We start from the raw sequence: 623 nt of genomic DNA on the forward strand, positions 1-623 counted from the left end.
GGGGATTGTGTTTGGTGTTGTTACTTGGTGCGCTTGTCTTTCTTGGCTTGTTTTTCTCGCTTCGCTTCTTTAGCCTCGTATTGCTTAATGTATTCACGCGCCTCTTTGAACTGCTTGCCTCCTCCGGTTGCTTTCTCGCCGGTGTCTAACGCCCACTTTTCTTGGATGGTGAGGCGGCGGGGGTTCTTAGGGTTAGTGCGGGTCATTTGTGATTCTCCTTAGCCGGTTGATTTGCTCGTTGCCATAGTAGGTTACGCGCGTGTTCGCGTAATCGCGACTGATTGGTTGCCCGTAGATTATGAGCTGGCTTGGGGTTAGCCGGGGGTCATCCCCGCAGGCGCGGGGAACATGCAACCAGCATAATCACCACAGCTATCTCGCAGGGGTCATCCCCGCAGGCGCGGGGAACATCTCGCCGAGTTCTAAGATCCATGCTTCTTGGACGGGTCATCCCCGCAGGCGCGGGGAACATGCTGCCTTGCCTGCGTGTTGTTTGTTGTACCAGGGGTCATCCCCGCAGGCGCGGGGAACATCCTGTATCTATTGATCCTGGTGATGCTGTCCAGGGGGCATCCCCGCAGGCGCGGGGAACATACTGTGCACCGGAAAGACCCGGCGTTGTA

At 56.7% G+C, this 623-nt stretch carries 1 protein-coding gene and 1 CRISPR repeat array; the gene reads right to left on the minus strand.

All coding sequences use genetic code 11. The features are described 5' to 3' along the window. Positions 1 to 20 precede the first annotated feature (20 nt). On the minus strand, positions 21 to 206 hold the full coding sequence (locus tag HMPREF1627_RS00735) for a hypothetical protein (protein ID WP_034500319.1): 186 nt from the start codon (positions 204 to 206) through the stop codon (positions 21 to 23). Between the two features lie 116 nt (positions 207 to 322). Next, positions 323 to 594: a CRISPR direct-repeat array (repeat unit 28 nt; unit sequence GGGTCATCCCCGCAGGCGCGGGGAACAT). The last annotated feature ends 29 nt before the right edge of the window (positions 595 to 623 follow it).

Source organism: Actinomyces sp. S6-Spd3, assembly GCF_000758755.1.
Taxonomy (GTDB): Bacteria; Actinomycetota; Actinomycetes; order Actinomycetales; family Actinomycetaceae; genus Pauljensenia.

Bases quoted from the DNA above. Each gene is read 5' to 3' on its own strand.
- HMPREF1627_RS00735 (WP_034500319.1), bottom strand. From the start codon at position 206: ATGACCCGCACTAACCCTAAGAACCCCCGCCGCCTCACCATCCAAGAA.